This is a genomic window from Pseudomonas sp. H26/SER47-MNA-CIBAN-0231 (assembly GCF_040310465.1).
In the GTDB taxonomy this organism is placed as follows: domain Bacteria; phylum Pseudomonadota; class Gammaproteobacteria; order Pseudomonadales; family Pseudomonadaceae; genus Aquipseudomonas; species Aquipseudomonas atacamensis.
This window is the reverse complement of the sequence record NZ_JBEOPW010000005.1, coordinates 1-14767: the sequence shown is the minus strand read 5'-3', so window position 1 is coordinate 14767 and position 14767 is coordinate 1. Positions and strand designations below refer to the sequence as shown.

26 protein-coding genes and 1 tRNA gene are annotated in these 14767 nt (G+C 56.7%); 16 read left to right on the top strand and 11 right to left on the bottom strand.

Going from position 1 to position 14767, the window contains the following annotated elements; genetic code table 11:
- The first annotated feature begins 89 nt into the window (after nucleotides 1-89).
- Nucleotides 90-326 carry a helix-turn-helix domain-containing protein gene (locus tag AAEZ10_RS09525; RefSeq protein WP_274329894.1) on the top strand — a complete coding sequence of 79 codons (237 nt, stop codon included), beginning with the start codon at nucleotides 90-92 and terminating at the stop codon, nucleotides 324-326.
- A 63-nt stretch (nucleotides 327-389) separates the two neighbouring features.
- Nucleotides 390-794, top strand: coding sequence for a helix-turn-helix domain-containing protein (locus AAEZ10_RS09520; protein WP_115989108.1), 405 nt, complete (start codon nucleotides 390-392; stop codon nucleotides 792-794).
- Nucleotides 795-1292: 498 nt separating this feature from the next.
- Here the strand turns inward: AAEZ10_RS09520 and AAEZ10_RS09515 are convergent, their stop codons facing one another.
- From AAEZ10_RS09515 to AAEZ10_RS09485, 7 genes are all read right to left on the bottom strand, one after another.
- Complete coding sequence (locus tag AAEZ10_RS09515; protein ID WP_350568955.1) at nucleotides 1293-1619, bottom strand: hypothetical protein; 327 nt, start codon at nucleotides 1617-1619, stop codon at nucleotides 1293-1295.
- The gene (locus AAEZ10_RS09510; RefSeq protein WP_350568953.1) at nucleotides 1616-1897 is read right to left on the bottom strand and encodes a hypothetical protein; all 282 of its coding nucleotides are present in this window, start codon (nucleotides 1895-1897) and stop codon (nucleotides 1616-1618) included. Before AAEZ10_RS09510 ends, AAEZ10_RS09515 begins: the two co-directional genes overlap by 4 nt.
- Nucleotides 1894-2103: a hypothetical protein gene (locus AAEZ10_RS09505; protein ID WP_350568951.1), complete on the bottom strand. Its 210-nt coding sequence runs from the start codon at nucleotides 2101-2103 to the stop codon at nucleotides 1894-1896. The genes AAEZ10_RS09510 and AAEZ10_RS09505 overlap by 4 nt, the downstream gene beginning before the upstream one ends.
- On the bottom strand, nucleotides 2100-2285 hold the full coding sequence (locus tag AAEZ10_RS09500) for a hypothetical protein (protein ID WP_115990499.1): 186 nt from the start codon (nucleotides 2283-2285) through the stop codon (nucleotides 2100-2102). The genes AAEZ10_RS09505 and AAEZ10_RS09500 overlap by 4 nt, the downstream gene beginning before the upstream one ends.
- 93 nt (nucleotides 2286-2378) lie before the next feature.
- Nucleotides 2379-2795 carry a ribbon-helix-helix domain-containing protein gene (locus tag AAEZ10_RS09495; RefSeq protein WP_225926615.1) on the bottom strand — a complete coding sequence of 139 codons (417 nt, stop codon included), beginning with the start codon at nucleotides 2793-2795 and terminating at the stop codon, nucleotides 2379-2381.
- A 24-nt stretch (nucleotides 2796-2819) separates the two neighbouring features.
- On the bottom strand, nucleotides 2820-3086 hold the full coding sequence (locus AAEZ10_RS09490; protein ID WP_350568948.1) for a hypothetical protein: 267 nt from the start codon (nucleotides 3084-3086) through the stop codon (nucleotides 2820-2822).
- A 136-nt stretch (nucleotides 3087-3222) separates the two neighbouring features.
- Nucleotides 3223-3966 (bottom strand): DUF8168 domain-containing protein, encoded by a 744-nt coding sequence (locus AAEZ10_RS09485; protein WP_350568946.1) that lies wholly within the window; start codon nucleotides 3964-3966, stop codon nucleotides 3223-3225.
- 408 nt (nucleotides 3967-4374) lie between these two features.
- Here AAEZ10_RS09485 and AAEZ10_RS09480 point away from each other — a divergent pair, with 408 nt between their 5' ends.
- The 8 genes from AAEZ10_RS09480 to AAEZ10_RS09445 are packed head-to-tail and all read left to right on the top strand — an operon-like array spanning nucleotide 4375 to nucleotide 7931.
- Entirely contained in the window at nucleotides 4375-4569 is a 195-nt protein-coding gene (locus AAEZ10_RS09480) for a hypothetical protein (RefSeq protein WP_350568944.1), read from the top strand.
- Entirely contained in the window at nucleotides 4566-4982 is a 417-nt protein-coding gene (locus AAEZ10_RS09475) for a DUF5681 domain-containing protein (protein WP_350568942.1), read from the top strand. The genes AAEZ10_RS09480 and AAEZ10_RS09475 overlap by 4 nt, the downstream gene beginning before the upstream one ends.
- On the top strand, nucleotides 4979-5413 hold the full coding sequence (locus tag AAEZ10_RS09470) for a hypothetical protein (RefSeq protein ID WP_350568940.1): 435 nt from the start codon (nucleotides 4979-4981) through the stop codon (nucleotides 5411-5413). Before AAEZ10_RS09475 ends, AAEZ10_RS09470 begins: the two co-directional genes overlap by 4 nt.
- Entirely contained in the window at nucleotides 5400-5600 is a 201-nt protein-coding gene (locus tag AAEZ10_RS09465; protein ID WP_350568938.1) for a hypothetical protein, read from the top strand. The genes AAEZ10_RS09470 and AAEZ10_RS09465 overlap by 14 nt, the downstream gene beginning before the upstream one ends.
- Nucleotides 5597-6451, top strand: coding sequence for a hypothetical protein (locus tag AAEZ10_RS09460; protein WP_350568936.1), 855 nt, complete (start codon nucleotides 5597-5599; stop codon nucleotides 6449-6451). The genes AAEZ10_RS09465 and AAEZ10_RS09460 overlap by 4 nt, the downstream gene beginning before the upstream one ends.
- A 50-nt stretch (nucleotides 6452-6501) precedes the next feature.
- On the top strand, nucleotides 6502-6864 hold the full coding sequence (locus AAEZ10_RS09455) for a hypothetical protein (protein WP_350568934.1): 363 nt from the start codon (nucleotides 6502-6504) through the stop codon (nucleotides 6862-6864).
- A 3-nt stretch (nucleotides 6865-6867) separates the two neighbouring features.
- Nucleotides 6868-7452, top strand: a complete 585-nt coding sequence (locus AAEZ10_RS09450) for a tail assembly protein (protein WP_350568932.1) — start codon at nucleotides 6868-6870, stop codon at nucleotides 7450-7452.
- A gap of 44 nt (nucleotides 7453-7496) precedes the next feature.
- Entirely contained in the window at nucleotides 7497-7931 is a 435-nt protein-coding gene (locus AAEZ10_RS09445) for a hypothetical protein (RefSeq protein WP_350568930.1), read from the top strand.
- Between the two features lie 83 nt (nucleotides 7932-8014).
- Here the strand turns inward: AAEZ10_RS09445 and AAEZ10_RS09440 are convergent, their stop codons facing one another.
- A complete protein-coding gene (locus AAEZ10_RS09440; RefSeq protein WP_350568928.1) occupies nucleotides 8015-8404 on the bottom strand; it encodes a DUF4145 domain-containing protein in 390 nt (129 codons plus the stop codon).
- A gap of 427 nt (nucleotides 8405-8831) precedes the next feature.
- Here AAEZ10_RS09440 and AAEZ10_RS09435 point away from each other — a divergent pair, with 427 nt between their 5' ends.
- Together AAEZ10_RS09435 and AAEZ10_RS09430 are read left to right on the top strand one after the other, a co-directional pair.
- A complete protein-coding gene (locus tag AAEZ10_RS09435; RefSeq protein WP_350568926.1) occupies nucleotides 8832-9452 on the top strand; it encodes a recombinase family protein in 621 nt (206 codons plus the stop codon).
- Between the two features lie 96 nt (nucleotides 9453-9548).
- Entirely contained in the window at nucleotides 9549-10067 is a 519-nt protein-coding gene (locus tag AAEZ10_RS09430) for a hypothetical protein (RefSeq protein WP_350568924.1), read from the top strand.
- Nucleotides 10068-10192: 125 nt separating this feature from the next.
- Here AAEZ10_RS09430 and AAEZ10_RS09425 read toward each other — a convergent pair.
- Nucleotides 10193-10269 (bottom strand) — tRNA-Arg (locus AAEZ10_RS09425).
- A gap of 298 nt (nucleotides 10270-10567) precedes the next feature.
- On the opposite strand from AAEZ10_RS09425, the gene AAEZ10_RS09420 reads away from it, so the two are divergent.
- Both AAEZ10_RS09420 and AAEZ10_RS09415 read left to right on the top strand, forming a co-directional pair.
- Nucleotides 10568-10801, top strand: coding sequence for a hypothetical protein (locus AAEZ10_RS09420; protein ID WP_041479268.1), 234 nt, complete (start codon nucleotides 10568-10570; stop codon nucleotides 10799-10801).
- Nucleotides 10802-10821: 20 nt separating this feature from the next.
- Entirely contained in the window at nucleotides 10822-11001 is a 180-nt protein-coding gene (locus AAEZ10_RS09415; RefSeq protein WP_016773599.1) for a PA3371 family protein, read from the top strand.
- Here the strand turns inward: AAEZ10_RS09415 and phnN are convergent.
- Nucleotides 10976-11545, bottom strand: coding sequence for a phosphonate metabolism protein/1,5-bisphosphokinase (PRPP-forming) PhnN (gene phnN, locus AAEZ10_RS09410; RefSeq protein ID WP_350568921.1), 570 nt, complete (start codon nucleotides 11543-11545; stop codon nucleotides 10976-10978). The two genes, AAEZ10_RS09415 and phnN, sit on opposite strands and share 26 nt — an antisense overlap.
- A 388-nt stretch (nucleotides 11546-11933) precedes the next feature.
- On the opposite strand from phnN, the gene AAEZ10_RS09405 reads away from it, so the two are divergent.
- Nucleotides 11934-12260 (top strand): Arc family DNA-binding protein, encoded by a 327-nt coding sequence (locus AAEZ10_RS09405; protein ID WP_003178899.1) that lies wholly within the window; start codon nucleotides 11934-11936, stop codon nucleotides 12258-12260.
- Nucleotides 12261-12395: 135 nt separating this feature from the next.
- Here the strand turns inward: AAEZ10_RS09405 and mgtE are convergent, their stop codons facing one another.
- Nucleotides 12396-13838 carry a magnesium transporter gene (gene mgtE / locus AAEZ10_RS09400; protein WP_016773597.1) on the bottom strand — a complete coding sequence of 481 codons (1443 nt, stop codon included), beginning with the start codon at nucleotides 13836-13838 and terminating at the stop codon, nucleotides 12396-12398.
- A gap of 321 nt (nucleotides 13839-14159) precedes the next feature.
- Between mgtE and AAEZ10_RS09395 the strand changes: the two genes are divergently transcribed.
- Nucleotides 14160-14672 (top strand): cell envelope protein SmpA, encoded by a 513-nt coding sequence (locus tag AAEZ10_RS09395; protein ID WP_350568918.1) that lies wholly within the window; start codon nucleotides 14160-14162, stop codon nucleotides 14670-14672.
- Nucleotides 14673-14767: the final 95 nt, after the last annotated feature.

Genomic DNA, 14767 nt, shown 5'->3' with positions numbered 1-14767 from the left:
CGCAGGAGTGCGCGAGAGGTTGCCAAGGCGGTGTTCGAGCACCGCCTTAGCGAAAACACACTGGATAGCACCAACGTGAAGGGCAAACTATGACACGCCATTCTTCAACCGAGCAAGACCGCAAGATGATCGAGGCACTGAGAAACGGGCCGGTCTCCTCCGTCGAGGCCGCTCAAACGCTCGACATCGTTCAGCCACCGAGCACTATTCGTCGCCTCAGGAAAAAAGGTCACGAAATCCGCACCTACTGGACACACCAGTCCACCGAGCCAGGCCGGCCACCTCATCGCGTCGCCAAATACATCCTCCTGCGCGAAGCGTCGTAACCCAGAGAAGCGGAGGTGTCCTCAATTTTGAGGACACCTCGGCGCCTGCCTGTGAGCCGCTGAATGGCCAGAAAGACAAAATACAAGGTCGACTTTGGCGGCGGTCGAGTGCTGGCCCTGCCCTACCGACTGCTGATCAGTGATGCCTTCGACAATCTGTCGACCAAGGCAGTCACCGTGCTGATCAAGCTGGCCAGGAACTACAACGGCCGCAACAACGGCGACCTTTCTTGCACGGCTTCGATGATCGCGAAGGGGAAACCCATGGACGCTAAAACGCTCGCCTCCGCCCTGTCTGAGCTGATGGATGCCGGCCTGATTGTTCGCACCAGGGAAAGTCGCAAAGGGGGCAGAGAGCAGGGAATGGCACGGTGCGCACTGTACGCGATCACCTGGGCCGCAATTGATGACTGCCCCGGGAAAGACCTCGAAATATCCCCTGGCCCGCCACGCTTCAAGTTCATCTGATTTCGAGTTTTTCGGTGGGAATTTTTCCGCGTAGTACTGGGATTTTTTCCCAGTCATCGCCGGCTGTTCGTCCGGTGGAGTCCGGTTGTTTTGCTGCATTGCGTGAGTACTGGGATTTTTTCCCACTACTCGCCAATAAAACCGGGGCCTCCAGAGGAGTACCTAAAAGGAAAAAATCCCACCCTTATTAAATTACCACCACCGGAGGTTAATAGAATGGGACCGAAGACCTACAAACAAGCGCCCTGTAGTCATCAGCACGCAGGTAAATGTAAGCGTTCCGGAGGCTTCACTTTCCTGGTTGTTGAGTTCTTGCCCTGGACGCAGATCGGGATGTGTCGACCTTGCGCGGAAGAGGTTCGGAAGGATTTGATCTATCAGGCTGAGAAAGGCAAGGGTCGGTAGCTCGCGATCGGCGCCGTGAGTCGCTCCCACAACAAAAAGGCACCACCCCGTTGCAGGGTAGTGCCGTCGATACAACGAAAGTTTCGTAGTTGCTCAGTCGGTCTCCGCAGGCATGAATGGCTGAGCACCTTCACGCAGTGCACGAAGGCCGACCATCGCGGCCAGAGCTACGTGCTCGATAAAGCCAATTTCAAGGCAGGTATAGCGCCCGCCCATCCCGACAAGCGCGAACCGGATCGCGTCGAACGCTTCAGTTTCGTCATGGGTCGCCAGGTCGCACACTTCGCACTCAAAGAAGTCGATACCCTTCTGCCAATCGGCCGCCACGCCGGGATTGTTCCGTGGCCAGTTGATCAAACGCCCCTCAACGTCGCGCTGGGTGAAGCTCAAATCGTCGCGCGTTCGAACAGAACCATTCATTGCATGTCCCCCTTGCCGACCACGCCGTGAGACGCGCCCAAGTGACGATGCTTCCAGCAGAAGTTGCCGCTGAACAGGCGGATCTGCTCGATGTGACGGGCAATGTCGGAAGCGGTTGTGTTTGTCTCGTCCAGAAGCATGACATCCAGCAGCGGGCACAGGACGCGAGCCAGATTGTCGAACTCCTCTCTGGCGAAGTTCATCGAGCACATTTGCTCGGGAGTGAGTATTGCCTCGCTCAGCAGCTCTGCATGGATGGAGCGGGGTTGCAGATTCATTTCACACCCCCTTGCAGCCAAAACTTGCGGAACACGTCATAACGCGCGTCATTCAGCCCAGGGTTGTAGTGCGTGGCGAGCATTGAGGCAATCTGCACCTCGATCACCTTCGTCAGGGCCGCCACGTCCTCCTCAGAGCCATAACGCAAACCTGTCTTGAGCAGGTGGGTGGCGTAGGCCTTGCGGCGCTCTATCAAGTGGCTCATAGCACACCCCCTACGCTCAGTCCTTTGAAAGCCGGAGCGCCCGGCAAGACCTTCACGCTGATATCGCCGAGGATCTTCAATGGTGCCAACTGGGTAAGCTTGATGTTGGCCGGCAGCACCATGGTGGTGATGATCTGACCGTGCGCATCCAAAATTTGGATGGTATTCTGTTTAAATTGCATGACGTGTACCTTCAAGTGTCGTCGTGTGATCGCCTTCCCGGTGTTAGCGCACCGGGTTGGCACCTCTTTTTAATCGGCTAAATTCTCAGCCGGTTACTGCTTACCCTTCTCTTTGACTTCCAGCCCCGCCACCAGAAGCGCGCGGATTGCTGCCGTCCTGTTTACCTCGACCCCTGTATCACCGGTGACGCGCTTTGCGTATGCGTCGACGCGCTCGATCAATTCCTGGGGCAGTCTCATCGTTACGGTTGGTGTGTTTGCCATGGGAGCCTCATCTCGTCTTGACAGGCTCAGTGTAAGACACTGTCTTACATAGATCAACAGAGGGATGGAAAATAATTGCAGCCCCCAAAAGTGGGGAAAGATGCGCTCAAAACTGAGCACATCACAGATGCGCGGACTTTTGCTCACATCTGCCGGGCTTGCCGACACTTTCGCGAGAAGGTCGTAAAAGGCTGGGAGGTTTACTCCAATGGCGGAAACCTCGATGCGCCACCAATGGTGGAACACCAAGACTTCCACCAGCGGTGGGAGTTACAGACGCATCTGTCTGATTATCTGGCGCGGATCGGCGCCGGCGGCTATCGCTGAGGCGGCGTCCCTGGTGAGCTGATCAAGCGCCTGCTGCTCGAAGTCGTCGGCAAGCGATGCGGCCTTACGAACGATGAGCAGGGCCAGCTCTGCAGGGAATACGGTCTTAGATGGGTCGGGCAGGTAATCGCAATCGATGATCGAAATATGGGCTCCGCAAATTTCCTCAAAACTGAGGAGATCTCCGAATGCAGTGATAACAACTGCCAAATATCGGTCCTATAGGGAAACATCTCGGATGTGTGACGTTTTGGTCTCACTGAGACGTGTTGGTCTCTCCAATCGACCAAGTCCCGGTTATTCGGCAGTCAAGCTCGCCGTACGATGCCGAGACCCTGTCAAAGCCTCACCCAAGGTTTTCGTGCACCTCAACCACACTTTTAAGGTACCCGTCGACTACGTCCCACGTTGACGTAAAGAGCTGCACTCGATTCTCATCTCCACAGCTTGTCACTTCTCCATGCCGCAATGGGTCAGCTGCCTCCTTGATCAAATAAAGCGTGGCCTCATCGCAGGATGAAACCTCTCGAAACTTCGCCCACCTCACAGGCTTACTGGACTGACTTAAGCCGTGTACGGCGGCGCAATGATGAAACAACGACTCGATTGCTCGATAGCAATAAAATCCAGTGTCGTCAGCGTGCTTCATCGCGAAACATAAGTCCGTGAAACATCGGTGGAGGAACATTCCATTAGGGCCATACGACTTTCTCTCCAGCGTTGCCAGTGCCGGCTGTAAATCCAAGCCGATGTTCCGGCTTGCTAAACATGGAATGTCGATCCCAAAAACATGGTCGATGCCCTTAACTGGACACAGAACACGCGTGATCTCGACGTCATATGCATAGCCAACCAGGTAACCAACCATTGCAATTTGGTTTTGCACACTGGTTTTCACTATATTTCGTAGATCAAATATATCCCAATCATGGCCCTCACTCGTTACCCACACAGCGAGCTGATTGCAAAGCACGCTAATGTGGATGGAGCCTGTGACTCCGGAGCTCAGATGAGTAAATCTGTGGGCGTTTTGCAGCTGCAGCTGCGCCCGTTCCGGGAGAATCGCCCCAGAGAAAAGATAAGTATCCATTGCTCACAATCCGCGTTAGTGACTGAATCTTTCAATCTACCACCACTCGATTGAGGCAATGCCCCCAACGTTACTTTACGATTATCTAACGGTAACCAGCGCCTGACAGCAGGTCGGAGCAGGCTCGGCCGTTTCTCCCAAGAGTGGAGGGATGCACCTATAAAACACTGGATATGCGCTCAGATAAGTCCTAATTTGGTTGCGTCACCCGGTTTCGCAGCCAATGAGGATTGATCATGCAGACCCAACAAACGAAACAGCGAGGACCACAGGCCAAGCCTACTCGGGCGGAGCTCAATTCGGCCTGGGCGCGCCTTCGCGCTGCCGCAGACACGGGCAGCATCGAAGCCTGCGCGCTGCTCATCGCCCTCAGTGAGAACAAACCAGTTATCGGCCTGGAGTCTCGCCTTGCCCGCGCCTAGAAATTTCAGCAGCAAGCGCAACCGCGCCCGGCGCTGGATTGCGGAGCGCGGGTTGACGCTGACTGAGCTCGCCGGCGGCCGCTTCCATATCACCGGCCCCGGCGTCGATCTGCACATTGCAGAACTGGCACTGCTGCATCCGGCCGAACTGGTCGGCGCGCGCAAGAAGGCCGCTCAGTGACGGGCCGCGCCAACGCCGGGCAATGGGCGCCGGGGCAATCAGGTAACCCCGGCGGGCGCTCAGGGCAGACCCAAGCGATCCGCGCGAAGCTGGCGGAGGGCGCCGAGGCGGTGACCAAGAAGGTGCTGGCCGCCGCCAAGAAGGGAGATATGCAGGCCTGCCGGCTCATCCTTGAACGGCTTGTGCCGCCGATCAAACCTTCAGTGGAGTCGGTGACGTTCGACCTGAACGACACGGACCTGCCGAGTGCCGCCCGGTCGCTGCTCAGGGCTATCGCTGACGGGAAGCTTCCCCCCGACCAGGGCAAGAACCTCATTCTCGGACTGGGGGCCGTTGCTCGCGTCATTGAGGTGGCAGAGCTGCAACAGGCGATGGAAGAGCTTCGCCTACAAATCGAGGAAATGAAGCGATGAGCATCAAGTCACTGAAATCCGAACTGCAGCGGCTGGCTCAAAAGATCGGTGCGGCCGACGAGTCGGTTCTGCTGATTGTACTGGCAGTGATCCGCGCCAGCTCCACCGAACTGCAACAAGAATCCGACTTCCCCAAGACTGCGGGACACCAGGTGGACTATCGAATCCAAGGGAAAAACGAGTGCCTGTTTTTCCCCTTTTCCTCAATGGATAGCAACCAGTGCGAGGAGATGGCGAAGGCTCTGATCCTGCACGTGCGCCACGTTGAACGACCAGGCAGGTATGGCGCTCAGGTCGGGATCATGGATATCCGCCACGCCCCACCGCCCGGCGCCTGGATCGTCACCAGGCCTCCAGAGGGTGTGACTATCGATCAGCACGCCGCCGAGCAATATCGACAAATTATCGAGGCGCGCAATGAAGCCTCTTAAGCAGTTGGCCAAGCTCAAAAACGAGTTGGGCCTAGCGGCCACCGATAACGATGTGCAAGCCATCAGTCAGATCATGGACGAGCTCAGCGCCGCGGCCGCCGGCGGGATGAATCCCGATCAAATGACGCTCGCTGACTACTTCGAGCCTGAACCACAAACGCAAACCAACCATAGGTGCACAAAATGAACCTGCAACGATCTGTCGGCGCTATGCAAAAAGTCGGATCTGCCACTGTTTTCCTTCACGACTTCAAGAAATACCACTCCGAAAATCTGCCCGGCACCGCCTGGGCCCTTTGGCCAAATGTTGGCCCACTCCAGCGCCTTCAAGACGCAATGCTCGATCAATACTCGAAGGCATCGGCGAAAATGGAAGCCATCCGCGAAAACGCCGACCTGACGCGAGAGGCAAAGACGCGGCGATCAGCAGCTGCGTTTGACGATTACGTCATGGGTGTGAAGGACGGTATGCCGACGATCCGGGAGACAGCCCAAAACCTCTACACCTACGCATCCCAGAAAATCCTCCCATTCCTGGCTCTCTCGCCAAATGACGCCGTGGGCGCATCTCTGGATGCCGAGTGCCGGGCATACACCAGCGACCTGCCAAACAACGAGCGTATGAATCTTCTCATGCAGATGCGACAGGGCAAGGAAGTGCGCATCGCAGCGGCTGTCCTTCGCGGCCCGGCCAGGATCAGCGGCTACACGGATGAGCAAGCGGTAAAGCTCGGCGGCGCGGGCATCGCCATTGCTTATCCGGATGCGGTGATAACGCTGGGCCTGCTTGCGATCGGCGTGCGGGAAACGCTGATGAACGCTCGCGCCCTCGCTGTCGGCTTAATCACCGACGGCGTGGGAATCGACAATAAGGCCACCGAGGTGCAGAAGTGGGGTGATTTCGGCGAGGGCTACGCGAACCTTGCGGAGTGGCTCACTCCTATCCCGCTTGAGCTACCAGGCAAGGGGCCGACCGCCGAGATGCTCAAGAACACTCCCAACGCGGACGATGAGGAAGCTGCTGAAAACGCAGCCTGACCCAACGGTGGGCGGCCGCAATCAGGCGGCCGCGAATCAGGAGATAGCCCTTGGCCAACTATCAAGATCGTTTCGCAGAAGCGTGCAAAACCAACCATTTTTCATCGTACCCGCTGAAACAAGGTCCCGACTCCGGTTACGTGGTGTGGGATGTCCAGCACGTCCGCGACGGCCAGAAGGTGACCATTGACGGGCCGTTCTTCACTGAGGACGAAGCAAGAGTGTCGGCCGACCTGCTGCGCGGCACCTTCCGGGGTGCCAGGGCCTACCAGGGGATTTACGACCGGATCTGGAACTACGACCCGCGTCGCGAACAGGTGACGGTCGACCAAGCGCGTATGTCGCGCTCGCTGCTCGCCATCCGGCTGGGCGTTGCGGTGCCCAACAACAGCGCCCAGGGCGCCAAGGAGTAAACCATGGCTATGGCCACCAACTACGGCACCAAAACCCGCATCCTGCTGGGCGGATCAGCCGGCAAGCTGTTCGGGCGTGAACACATTTACGAGCTTTCCACCGGCGACACGCGGGAAGCCGTGAAGGCGATCGACGTCAACCGCCCAGGGTTCGCGAAGTACCTCGCAGACGCAAAACGGAAGGGTCTCGAATTCGCGGTGTTCAGGAATCGAAAGAACATCGGCGAACAGGAGCTGAAGCTGGGCGGAGCAAAGGAGATCCGCATCGTACCGGTGATCGCCGGCAGCAAACGCGCCGGTCTGCTGCAAACAATCCTCGGTGTAGCCCTGATCGTCATGAGCCCATTCACGAATGGTGCAACGTTGGCGCCAGGCATCGCGCTCGCAGCGGGTGGTGTGATCCAGATGCTCAGCCCGCAGGCAACCGGCCTTAAGCAGAGTACCTCACCCGAAAACGCCCCGTCCTACGCTTTCGGAAGCGCCAAGAACACTACGGCCAGCGGTAACCCGGTACCGATCTGCATCGGCGAACGCCGGTGGGGCGGAATGATCATCTCGGCGTCGATCTACGCCGAAGACAAGATCTAGTCGACCTGGTGTAAAGTCAGCCCTCCGAACATTGAGGACGAATCATGCGCAGGATTTTGCCAGCGGCCGCCGCCATCGCTTTGATTGCTGGGTGCTCAAGCACCCCCGTGGATTCTGGGTCAGCAAAGCGAGTGCCAGCCGATCGCGTCTACGCCTATCAGGCTGAGACCCCGGGAGGTGCGACGCTCGTTGTCAGCCGTGATAATGGATTTTGGGCCTCGGGCGGATGCTTCACTACCTTGCTCATTGATGGGAAAAGAGCGGCCCGCCTGGATACTGGAGAGGTGGCAAAATTCCACGTCAAGCCGGGTCGACATATCGTCGGCATCGGCGGTGACGAAGATGGCAGTGGCTTGTGCGCAATGCAGGTCGGCCAGCCAGTGAAAGAGACAGCAACGGAGGTCGCCGCCGGCGAGGTTCAGAAGTACCGGATATCAGGCACGCAAAACGGCACAGACATCCGTCCCAGCTCGCTCTGAAACGAAGGTCCGATGGTCCAGAATTGGGCCATTGAGATCTGCTCAGTTTTGAGCACATCCAATGTGAGCAAAACTGCTCACATCTACACCTTCGGCTTATCCCGCTTTTCAATTGCCAAACGAGCTTTCTCAGGAAGATTCGCGAATCGGCTTTGAGTTTTAAGAGGCCTGCTGATGCGTTCCTCGACGATGAAGTTGATCATCTCGAAGAGTACAAGCACGCTATCTGGATCGTCCTCGAGATTCATTTCCAGCGGATGGACTGCATTGTTTCCTGTCACGCGGATCACATCCAGTGCCTGTTGAACGTGCTTATCTAGCCCCGTGGCAACCAAGGCTTTGATATCCGTATCGATATGCTCCCCTTTTCCACCCAAATGCTTCAACAGCTTTTGGAGACACAAGCGCAGCAGAGCGGCCGCGCCGCGGGGCGATCGTTCGCATATTTCCCGAGCCTCATCGAAATCATCCATGCAATCTGGAGGAAGGTTTTCATGCGCCTCCGGTACAGATATCGACGCTGGAAAAATGATGTATCCCTGATTCAGGGTCTTAGGGTCTTCGTGCCAAAGGCTCCTTCCGTTGCAATGACCGCAAATACAAAGGTGATAGGGTAAGTCCATATATCGCCCGTTGATTGAGGTTCCTACCTCCCCCCAATACATCGAGGTAAGCGTATGACAGTGAAGGCAAGTAAAGGAATTAGCCTTGAAGGCTGGTGGCGCGTACACAGGCGGCATATCACATCCTTGGTTGAGGGGCTGCGGACATTCTACTGATATTTCAAGGTATGCCCGTGCTGATACGCGCAAATTCGTGTTTATTTGCGCAATCCGCTTGATAAGTGACACTCATAGTGCAACATTATTAGTAGAACACCTAAACTGATACGGAGCACATATGTTCATCCGCGCATACCTCCGAGCATCGACCGAAGAGCAGGACGCCGGCCGCGCCCGGGCTTCGCTCGAGCAATTCGCCACTGACCACAACAAAGTGATCGCGAGCGTGTACCTGGAGAACGCTAGCGGCGCCTCTGCAGACCGCCCTGAGCTGCTGCGCCTGCTCAAAGATGCGCGCAAGGGTGACGTCCTGCTGGTGGAGTCGATAGACCGCCTCTCACGCCTTCCTGTGGAGGATTGGCAGAAGCTCAAGGCTGCGATCGACTCCAAAGGCTTGCGCATCGTCGCGCTCGATCTGCCGACCAGTCACCAAGGAATGCAGGACACCAAAGGCGACGAGTTCACCGGCCGAATGCTGGGCGCCATCAACTCGATGCTGGTGGAAATGATGGCGGCAATCGCGCGCAAGGATTACGAACAGCGCCGTGAGCGCCAGGCCCAGGGGATCAAGAAGGCAAAAGCTGCCGGCAAGTATCAGGGGCGGCCGGTCGACACCGATCTGCACAGACGCGTCACCGAACTGCTCGGCGCCGGCCTGGGCATCCGTGCGACGGCGCGGCACGCCAACTGCTCCACTACGACGGTCTTAAGAATCAGGGATGCCGCTGTCAGGCTGTAGCGTAAAACTCGCCGAAGCATATGCCGGCATTGAGCTACGCTTCTTCGACAATGGCTCACTTTCCTGTGCGCCAGTTTCTTCAGTTGAGGGAGCGACATGGGACTGAACCAAAAAGATCTCAATCCAGAGATCCGTGGGTTAATGATTCAAGAGATGGATAACGATCTGGCAGGACAAATTCTGTATCTCAGCCCCCGCCTGAATGCCCAGGGAAAAAACGTCTGGCACCAATTGTTGAGGGAGGCCTCCGTAAACCATTCCGACGATTGGCTGGCCAACGAGATTGCGCGACAACGCCTGCTCAATCCGCACGACCTACGCCAAGGTAAGCCAATTGCGATGCGGCATGACGCTCACCAATTGCTAGCAGAGGGCGAGTTCAACCGGTTTTTTATGCGGGGAATGTGCTTAAAGGCCATTGAAATCGGAGCCCCGGCAGTAGTGGGCTACCGGGCGAGAGGCTCGCAGAATCCCCGACCAGAATCACTAGCCATCGTAGGTAAAAAATTCGAACCAAGAGAGTTTCTCGACCGGCTTCGCTCGGCCATTGGTGCAGATACACCTTTCGGATATCCGGGTAGCGCCAACTCCGGCCTTTCAGTCCAATTCGCATAAACTCTTAAAACTAAAAAGCCCCGCCAAGGCACTGCCTGAGCGGGGCTCTTTCATAGCGCTTGCTGCCACCCTGCTGTCACGAAAACTTTGTGCCACCAAGAATTTCAGAAAACGCCTTAATTTATTGGTGTCCCAGGCGGGGTTCGAACCTGCAACCTTCCCCTTAGGAGGGGGATGCTCTATCCAATTGAGCTACTGAGACACTGATCGACGCGGCCTGTACACGGTGCGACAGACGGCGTGCATGTTAACGGCCAGCCCCTGTTTTGTCATGTCGTCCGTAGGGCTTTTTAAGTGTAGGCAAGCGCCCTGGAAGATTGCGGGAACTTTTACCGGGCAAATTGCACTGCGCGGAAATGCGGTCATTGCAGATTGCAATCAGCGTCGCCGGAAAAAACATACCAAACCCTTGTTTTTAAAGGACTTATCAGCCGTTACACTGTTGGCACGGCGGCTGCTATGCCTGTTCTATCAAAAAGAACAACTTGGAGCGTCGTGCCATGAACAGCACCCTCTTGCTTGCAAACGCAGCGGCTCTGGCTTTCTTGCTCGGATCACATTTTTTTCCCAAGGCTGACGTTGAGCAGCCAGTGGCGCAGCGCATGCCGCATTACCTGCAAGTGCAGAAAGCGCCGCAGTGGGCAGTGTTGAGTGAGCGCAGCGACGCTTCTACACAAATGGTCAGCGAGCCTGAGCAAGCCTCGGCGCCAATCACCGAACGTCTGGTTTTTTGAAATATCTTCAGGAGTACAACATGTCCAAATCGGCGACAGGATTTCTCATCCTCGCTTTACTGAGTGGCGTTACCCACCTGGCGCTGTTCGAGGAGACGGAAGTCACCTTGCCTCTGGTTGGCTGTGGCGTGTTTGCGGTGCTGTTTGTGCTAGCGCTGATTGCAGGGCGCAAGATCAAGTTCGATCCGGTTCTGCGTTGAGCCGAATCAATTCCAATAACGAAGAGACCGCGACAGCAAGGTCAACAGAGTTGTCGATCTGATGAACGGGGCTGTCGCTGGATCTTCGGTCTTTGAACAACGCATTGCGAGCCAGCCTCGCATCGATTTGCTCAGGGGTCTCCCGACCACGGCTAAGCAAGCGCTTGCGCAGGACCTCATCGTTGACTGTCAGCAGAACCGGCACCAGGGTTGGATACCTCTCCATTGCTTGACGCAGGTTCGCTCTCGACCCGTTAACCAGTACGTGCCGGCCCACTTGCAACCATTCATCCATTTCCCTTGGAATGCCGTAGGAGAGGCCGTTGGCTTGCCAGGCCAAGGAGAAAGCGCCGGCGTGCTGTCGCCGTTCGAATTCTTCAGGCGTCACGCCAATTGCATCTTCGCCGACGGACTCCGCCGAGCGGGTAATCACCCGACGCATTACTTCACAGTTCAACGCCCGCAGTGGCTCACGCGATGCATCGATCAGGCTGTCCTTGCCCGAACCGGACGGCCCCATCAGGTAAAAAAGCTTGCCATCCATCCCGAAAACGCCCTCCGACGGGTCCTGCCTCTAGTAAATCGGCAAATTGCCACTATCCTGTACACATAGGGATCAAGAACAGCGAGCCGCATAGCATGCACGTTCTGAAGTCTTCGGGCATCAACGGATATGCATTCGAAAGCGGGCAGCGATACGCAAGGATGGAAAGTTTTCCAACCAGTCCGCATTTCTGACAACTGGTGCTGGCATTACGCCTTTACCCGGCTCAATATTTGTCACAGAATTGACGCCAATGATCTGGCAATTTTGAGGCATGATGCCGGCCTCTTAACAATTCAGGTTGAACCAATTGGTCCGGATGCTTGTCCTACCACACATCCTGCGGCCAATCCCGAGAACCGCTCCCCTGAACTAACCGGTTAAATATATGCGCCCATTGAAACAGGCAATTTATTCCAGCCGTACGGCTGACAAGTTTGTCGTACGTCTGCCAGACGGAATGCGTGAACGCATTGCCGAGGTGGCTCGCAATCATCATCGCAGCATGAACTCCGAGATCATTGCGCGCCTTGAGCAGAGTCTTATTCAGGAAGGCGCACTGGGCGAAGAGCTGAGCATGCGCCTGGACAGCCCGGAGCTGTCGCTGCACGAGCGCGAGCTGTTGCAACGCTTCCGTCAGCTGTCGCACCGTCAGCAGAACGCCCTGGTGTCGCTGATCGCACACGACGCAGAAATGGCCGCAGACGCGTCCTGAGTTATACCGAACATATTGAAGCCAGCATGATTGCTGGCTTTTTTTTGCCCGCAATATGACAGATGGCCGCTTGGCAATTGAGTGTGGCAGGCACAAAAAAGCCCGTCGATTTGACGGGCTTTTCATTGCACAAGATCAGAGCAGGAAGATTGTCGCCAACCCGAGGAAGATAAAGAAGCCACCGCTGTCGGTCATTGCCGTGATCATGACGCTGGCGCCCATCGCCGGATCGCGACCCATTTTCGCCAGCGTCATCGGGATCAACACGCCCATCAACGCCGCCAGCAACAGATTGAGCGTCATCGCTGCCGTCATGACCACGCCGAGTGACCAACTGCCGTAGAGCATGTACGCGACCACACCGATCACCCCGCCCCAGACCAGACCGTTGATCAAACCGACCGCCAGCTCTTTGCGCATCAAGCGCGAGGTGTTGCCGGTGCTGACCTGATCCAGCGCCATGGCGCGCACGATCATGGTGATGGTCTGGTTACCGGAGTTGCCACCGATACCCGCCACGATCGGCATGAGCGCCGCCAGTGCCACGAGCTTCTCGATCGAACCTTCGAACAGACCGATCACCCGTGATGCGACAAATGCAGTGATCAGGTTCACCGCCAGCCACGCCCAACGGTTACGCAGGGATTTCCATACCGAGGCGAAGATATCTTCCTCTTCGCGCAGACCGGCCATGTTGAGGACTTCGCTTTCGCTTTCCTCACGGATCAGGTCGACCATTTCATCGATGGTCAGACGGCCGATCAGTTTGCCGTTCTTGTCGACCACCGGCGCCGAGATCAAGTCGTAACGCTCGAATGCCTGAGCGGCGTCGTAGGCGTCTTCGTCCGGGTGGAAACTCACCGGATCGCTGGCCATCACTTCGGCGACCTGCTTCTCCGGATCGTTGACCAGCAGACGCTTGATCGGCAGCACGCCCTTGAGCACGCCGTCGTAATCGACCACGAACAGTTTGTCGGTGTGACCAGGAAGCTCTTTCAGGCGACGCAGGTAACGCAGAACCACTTCAAGGCTGACGTCCTCACGGATCGTCACCATCTCGAAGTCCATCAACGCACCGACCTGATCCTCGTCATAGGACAGGGCCGAGCGCACGCGTTCGCGCTGCTGGTTATCCAGACTCTCCATCAGCTCATGGACAACGTCGCGCGGCAGCTCGGAGGCCAGGTCAGCGAGTTCGTCGGCGTCCATGTCCTTGGCCGCAGCCAGGAGCTCGTGATCGTCCATGTCGGCGATCAGCGTTTCACGGACGGAATCGGAAACTTCGAGAAGAATGTCGCCGTCGCGATCGGCCTTGACCAGTTGCCAGAGCGTCAGACGATCGTCCAGCGGCAAGGCTTCAAGGATGTAGGCGACGTCGGCGGAGTGCAGATCATCGAGCTTGCGTTGCAGCTCGACGAGGTTTTGCCGGTGAACCAGGTTTTCCACACGGTCGTGGTGCGGACCTTCCTGGCGATGAGTCAGGTCTTCAACGACACGTTGGCGCTGCAGCAACTCGACGACCTGAGCCAGGCGGTCCTGCAGGCTTTCCTGTGTTTTCTTTACTTCGATTTCGGACATAGGCGAACTCCACTCCCAGCAGCGGGGCACGCCGGAAGGATCAATCAGTCAATTCATGATTGGTGAAACGGTTTACTGAACAACTACTGGGTAAGTCCATGGAGGTTTTCCATAAGCCCCGGCGGGGCTGACGGGCGCAATGATACACGCCTGACGGTTTAAAACGTTGAAAAAATCACGGCTGAAACAAGCGCTTGCGAAACAAACCTGAGCACCTGCCTGACCCGTGCAAATGCGACGACTCATCTTGAAAAGAAAACACACCGGCAACGCAAAAAGCAGCGACTACCCTTGAGCTTAGATCGTCATGGAGGACATCGAATGCCAGCAAAACCCGCGCTATATCTACTGACCGTCCTGCTCCACACCACGCCTGCCAACGCCACCACACTTCATCGTTGCCAGGCCGCTGACGGCAGCGTCACCTTCACATCGATGAGCTGCGCAACAGGCGAGCAACTCTCAATTCAGGAGGTTCACCCCTACTCACCTGGCTGGGTCGCAATCATGCCGGAGTTCAATCACGAAGCAGTGACCGGCATGAAAGACAGCGGACGCGAACCGGGCATCGTCGGCGGCACCGAACACAAATGTGGAAACCTGATCGATAGCAGACAGCGGCGCGAAGCAATCATCAACCGGCGGGTGATTGCCGGCATGAGCCAGCGTGACGTCGAAAGCGCACTGGGCAAGCCCGACAAGATCAACACGCGCACGTCGACCACGAGCTATCGTTACGACCTCAAGCGAGGCCGCAGTGCTCAAATTGATTTTGATGAAAGAGGCTGTGTGAAGGGAAAAGCCAAATCCCGGACAGCAAAAAGCCCGCGTTAAACGCGGGCTTCTTGGTATATGGTGCACTCGACAGGATTCGAACCTGTGACCGCTCGGTTCGTAGCCGAGTACTCTATCCAGCTGAGCTACGAGTG